Here is a 5,226-nt window from a genome sequence, read left to right on the forward strand (position 1 = left end):
TGCTGCTCGACGCCCTGGAAGCGACGCCGAGGGAGAACTCGATGCCGCGCTTGCGGAAGGCGCGCTCGAGCTGCTTCGACATCGACTCGTCCTCGGCGGGGATGAGGTGGGGCAGCGCCTCCACGATCGTCACCTCGGCACCGAAGGACTTCCAGACGCTGGCGAACTCGACGCCGATGACGCCGCCACCGAGGATGACGACCTTGTTCGGGACGTAGTCCATCTTGAGGGCGGTCTCGGAGGTGATGACCCGGCCGCCGATCTCGAGCCCGGGGAGGGACCGCGAGTAGGAACCGGTCGCGAGCACGACGTTCTTGCCGGTCACGGTCTGGTCGCCGACCTGCACGGTGTTCGGCGAGGTCAGACGACCCCAGCCCTCGACGACGGTGATCTTCCGCGCCTTGATGAGGCCCTGGAGACCCTTGTACTTCGAGGAGATGACGCCCTGCTGGTACTCGATGACCTTCGGGACCTCGACGCCGGCGAACTCGGCGATCACGCCGTACTTCTCGGCGTCGCGCGTGCCGTCGGCGATCTCGGCCGCGTGCAGGAGCGCCTTCGTCGGGATGCACCCGCGGTGCAGACACGTCCCCCCGAGCTTGTCTCCCTCGATGAGCGCGACGTTCATCCCGAGCTCGGCGGCCCGGAGCGCTGCGGCGTAGCCACCGCTGCCGCCACCGAGGACCACGACGTCGTAAGTCTGTTCCGTCACCTGGTGCAACTCCCTCGTGCGTGTTCGGGACCGGTCAGGCCCCGTGGACACCGCGGCGAGCGGCGTCCCACGGTCGGACCGTGTGGTTCCGGTCCCGTCCCGTGTGGGTCCGGCGGGGTGCGCGCGCACGCGGCCGCCCCGCCGGACTCAAACCTACTACCTGGACTGGAGCTCTTCTGCGAGCGCGATGAGTGTCCGGACCATGACGCCCGTGGCGCCCTTGCCGAGCCATCCGTAGCCGCCGCCCTTGTGCTCCGAGGGGCCGGCGATGTCGAGGTGTGCCCACGGGATGCCCTCGCCGACGAAGCGCTCGAGGAACTTGCCCGCGAGGAGCATGCCGCCGGCCGGGTTGCCGACGGTCGCGTTGACCATGTCGGCGACGTCGCTGGCGAGCCGCGCGTCGAGTTCCTCGGGCAGCGGCATCGGCCAGATCGGCTCGGCCACGGCGTCCGCGATCGCCCGCACCTGCGCGACGAGGTCGTCGCTGCCCATCAGGCCCGTGGTGCGGTCACCGAGCGCGACGACCTGCGCGCCCGTGAGCGTCGCGACGTCGACGATGGCGTCCGGGTGCTCGAGCGACGCGGCCGCCATGCCGTCGCCGAGGACCAGCCGGCCCTCGGCGTCGGTGTTGGTGACCTCGACGGTCTTGCCGTTCTTGAGCGTCAGGACGTCGCCGGGCCGCGTGGCCGAACCGGACGGCATGTTCTCGGCGAGGCAGAGCCAGGCGCTGACCTTCGTGTCGAGTCCGAGCTTCGCGGCGGCGACGGTCGCGGCGAGCACCGTGGCCGCGCCCGTCATGTCCGTCTTCATGCCGAGCATCGACGCGGCGGGCTTCAGCGAGAGGCCGCCCGAGTCGAACGTGATGCCCTTGCCGACGAGGGCGAGGTGCTTGGTCGCGGACTCGGGCGCGTACCGGACGACCACGAGCCGCGGGGGGCGGACCGACCCGCGACCGACCCCGGCGATCCCGCCGAAGCCCTGCGCCTCGAGCTCGTGCTCGTCGAGCACCTCGACGGTGAGGGGGAGACCATCCGCCTGCGCGACCGCCACGTCCGCCACGTCCGCGGGGCCGAGGTCGCCGGCGGCGGTGTTGACGAGGTCCCGGACGGTCGCGGCCGCCTCGGCGACCACCGACGCGCGGGTCGGGTCGACCTCGACGCCGGCGGGCGCGACGACTGCGATCCGCTGGTCGCCGCGGACGGGCCCGGTCGTGCCGGTGCCCTTGTGGGCGGTGAAGACGTAGGACCCGAGCGCCGCACCCTCGAGGGCCGCCTCGACCAGCTCGGCGGTCGCGGTCGGCAGGGCGAGCGCGATCGACGTCGCGAGGGGCAGCTGGCGCACGGCGCTGCCGGCGGCGCTGCGCACCGCGGCGGCGTCGGTGCCCGAGCCGAGGCCGATGAGCGCGACCGACGCGGCGGCGACGCCCGTGCCCGGGAGGCGCACGAGCTGGTCCTTGGCGCCCGTCACGCCGATCGCGGCGAGGTCGAGGTCGCCGAGCAGGTCGGCGTCGACGAGGGTCGCGGGCCCGCCGTCCACCCCCGGTCGGACGCCGACGACGAGGACGTCGGCCTCCGTGTCTGTCGGGGCGGACGAAACGGTGGAGAGGATCGGTCGGACCATGCCCCAACCCTATCCGCGGCCTGTTCGCTGTCGGCGTGGCCCTGCCGCCCGGGGCGTCGCCCGTGCCCGCCTAGCATGGGGACGGTGAACCACCCCGAGGACCTCTACTCGTTCGTCGACGGTGCCCCCGAGGTGCCGGCGGGCCTCCACCTCGTCGCGGCGCTCACCGGCTTCGCCGACGCGGGGTCCGCGGTCGCCCAGGTCACGTCGTCGATCGAGGGCGTGCTCGACGTCACGAAGGTCGTCGAGTTCGACCCGGACGTGTTGCTCGACTGGCGGGCGCGGCGACCGGTGATCACCTTCGAGCACGACCACATCGAGTCGGTCGCCGTGCCGCGGCTGACGCTGTCCCTCGTGCGCGACGAGCTCGGTCAGCCCTTCCTCTTCCTCTCGGGGTACGAGCCGGACTTCCGCTGGAACGCGTTCGTCGCGGCTGTGGCCGGCCTCGTCGAGCAACTGCAGGTCGCCGACACGACGTGGGTGCAGTCGATCCCGATGCCCGTCCCGCACACCCGACCGATCCGGATGACGGTGTCGGGCACGCGCGCCGACCTCGTCGAGCAGATGAGCGTCTGGAAGCCGGAGACCCAGGCTCCCGCGAACGTGCTGCACCTGGTCGAGCACCGGCTCGCGCAGTCCGGACACGGGGTCACCGGACTCGTCCTCCTCGTCCCGCACTACCTGTCGGACACCGAGTTCCCGGACGCCGCGGTCGCGGCCCTCGCGGGCGTCTCGGCGGCGACCGGGCTGATCTTCCCCTCGGACGCGCTCCGCGAGGAGGGGCGCGAGTTCCTGTCGCGGGTCGACGAGCAGGTCGCGGGCAACGGCGAGCTGCAGCGGCTCGTCGGTGTCCTCGAGGAACGGCACGACGAGTACATGGCCGGCAACCCGATCGGCTCGCCGCTCACCGGTGTCGACGGCGAGGTCCCCTCGGCGGACGCGATCGCGGCCGAGCTCGAGCGCTTCCTGGCGGACCGTCGCGCGCAGGGCGACGGCACCGCGGACTGATCCCGGGCGGCGTCGGACGCGGGTCGCGTCGCGGACGTCGGACGGGCCTCCCGTCCGGTTGCTGCCTGGAGGCACGGTGCGCGCCCGCCTCGCGGGTGCGGTTCTCCACAGGTCGCGTCGCGCGTCCGGCCCGGTGCTGGCGCGCCGGTAGCCTGGCCGGGTGAACTCCCGCCGCGCCTTCCTCGTCTGGGGCGTCGCGGTGCTCGCGTACGTGCTCGCGGTGGTGCAGCGGTCCTCCCTCGGGGTGTCCGGCGTCGACGCGCAGGAGCGCTTCGCGGTGTCCGCGGCGGTCCTCTCGACCCTCGCTGTCGTCCAGATCGCGGTGTACGCGGCGCTGCAGATCCCGGTCGGCATCGCGCTCGACCGCTTCGGTCCGCGCCGGCTCGTGCTCCTCGGCGCCGCCCTGCTCGTCGTCGGCCAGGCCGTCGTCGCGGTGTCGCCCACGATCGGACCGGCGATCGCCGGGCGCGTGCTCGTGGGGGCGGGCGACGCGATGACGTTCATCTCGGTGATCCGGCTGCTCCCGATGTGGTTCAGCGGCCGGATCCTGCCGCAGATCTCGCAGTGGACCGGCAACCTCGGACAGGTCGGCCAGGTGCTGTCGGCCTTCCCGTTCGCGCTGCTGCTGCACACCACCGGGTGGACCACTGCGTACGGGGTCGCCGCCGCAGCCGGGGCGGTGGGGTTCGTGCTCGCGTTCGTCGTGGTGCGGAACGGCCCGGTGCCGGTCCGGACGGGGGCGATCCCGCTGCCGCACTCCTGGGGCGGCGCGCTCCGGACCTTCACGCACGCCGTCCGGCGCCCGGGGACGCAGCTCGGGTTCTGGTCGCACTACGTGACGCAGTCCTCGGGCACGGTGTTCTCGCTCCTCTGGGGCGTGCCGATGCTGCGCGGGCTCGGGTACAGCGCGACCGAGGCCGCGGGCTTCCTGACCGTCATCGTCGTCACCGGCTTCGTCGCCGGTCCGTTGCTCGGCGTGCTCTGCGCCCGGTACCCGCTCCGCCGGTCGAACCTGGTGCTCGGGTGCGTCGCGGCCCTCGCGGTGGTCTGGACCGCGGTGCTGACGTGGCCCGGACAGCCGCCGACCTGGCTCCTCGTCCTCCTGGTTGTCGCGATGGGCATCGGCGGCCCCGGTTCGCTGATCGGGTTCGACTTCGCCCGCTCGTTCAACCCGGTCGGGGCCCTGGGCTCGGCGAACGGTCTCGTGAACGTCGGTGGCTTCCTCGCGGCGTTCGTCATGATGTTCCTCGTCGGGATCCTGCTCGACGCAGCGTCGCGCGCCACGGGCCAGACCGTGTTCGCCTGGGCGAACTTCCGACTCGCCCTCATCGTGCAGTACGTGGTGGTCGGGTTCGGCGTCGTGATGCTCCTGCACGCGCGGCACCGGACCCGCCGCGTGCTGCACGAACAGGAGGGAATACGCGTCGGCCCGCTCTGGGTTGCACTGGTTGCACGTGTGCGGAAGCGCGGCGTGCAATAATGACTACGGACCCATCGGGCCCTCGTGACCAGACGTTCCTGCCGGAGCGCGTGGAAACCGGGGGACTTGACATGGGTCCTAGTGCTGCCCGGATAGGTAGGACCGGCTGACGCGGGGGACTGCGGCGACGGCCCTGGGCGGCGAGGGAGGCCACGACCCCACGAACGTGGCACGACGAGAGAGGTGATCGCATGGCTGCCCGGAGCACGACGATCGATCCCACGAAGGACACCGAGCCCGACGGCACGACGGCCGAGACCGCCGAGGCCGAGGGGACGGCTGCGCCGAAGAAGCGCGCCACCAAGGCGCCGGCGAAGAAAGCCGCGCCGAAGAAGAACACCGCCNAGGGCGGCAAGAAGGCGAAGGCCGACGACGAGGAGCTCGACGACGAGCCCGTCGAGCCCGT

Annotated in this window: 4 protein-coding genes; 2 read left to right on the forward strand and 2 right to left on the reverse strand. The window is 72.5% G+C overall.

Going from position 1 to position 5,226, the window contains the following annotated elements; all coding sequences use genetic code 11:
- Together I59_RS05255 and I59_RS05260 are read right to left on the reverse strand one after the other, a co-directional pair.
- The coding region (locus tag I59_RS05255; RefSeq protein ID WP_031272973.1) for an FAD-dependent oxidoreductase at nucleotides 1–712 on the reverse strand (712 nt) is incomplete at its 3' end.
- Between the two features lie 156 nt (nucleotides 713–868).
- Nucleotides 869–2,332, reverse strand: a complete 1,464-nt coding sequence (locus tag I59_RS05260; RefSeq protein WP_022902971.1) for a leucyl aminopeptidase — start codon at nucleotides 2,330–2,332, stop codon at nucleotides 869–871.
- A gap of 75 nt (nucleotides 2,333–2,407) precedes the next feature.
- Here I59_RS05260 and I59_RS05265 point away from each other — a divergent pair, with 75 nt between their 5' ends.
- Nucleotides 2,408–3,340 (forward strand): proteasome assembly chaperone family protein, encoded by a 933-nt coding sequence (locus I59_RS05265; protein WP_022902972.1) that lies wholly within the window; start codon nucleotides 2,408–2,410, stop codon nucleotides 3,338–3,340.
- A 160-nt stretch (nucleotides 3,341–3,500) separates the two neighbouring features.
- On the forward strand, nucleotides 3,501–4,820 hold the full coding sequence (locus tag I59_RS05270) for a nitrate/nitrite transporter (RefSeq protein ID WP_022902973.1): 1,320 nt from the start codon (nucleotides 3,501–3,503) through the stop codon (nucleotides 4,818–4,820).
- The last annotated feature ends 406 nt before the right edge of the window (nucleotides 4,821–5,226 follow it).

The sequence above is a fragment of the Curtobacterium sp. B8 genome, from assembly GCF_000333315.1.
In the GTDB taxonomy this organism is placed as follows: Bacteria; Actinomycetota; Actinomycetes; order Actinomycetales; family Microbacteriaceae; genus Curtobacterium; species Curtobacterium luteum.

What these genes read in the sequence shown, in the direction of transcription:
- I59_RS05260 (WP_022902971.1), bottom strand. Translation starts at nt 2,332, where the DNA reads ATGGTCCGACCGATCCTCTCCACCGTTTCGTCCGCCCCGACAGACACG.
- I59_RS05265 (WP_022902972.1), top strand. Translation starts at nt 2,408, where the DNA reads ATGGGGACGGTGAACCACCCCGAGGACCTCTACTCGTTCGTCGACGGT.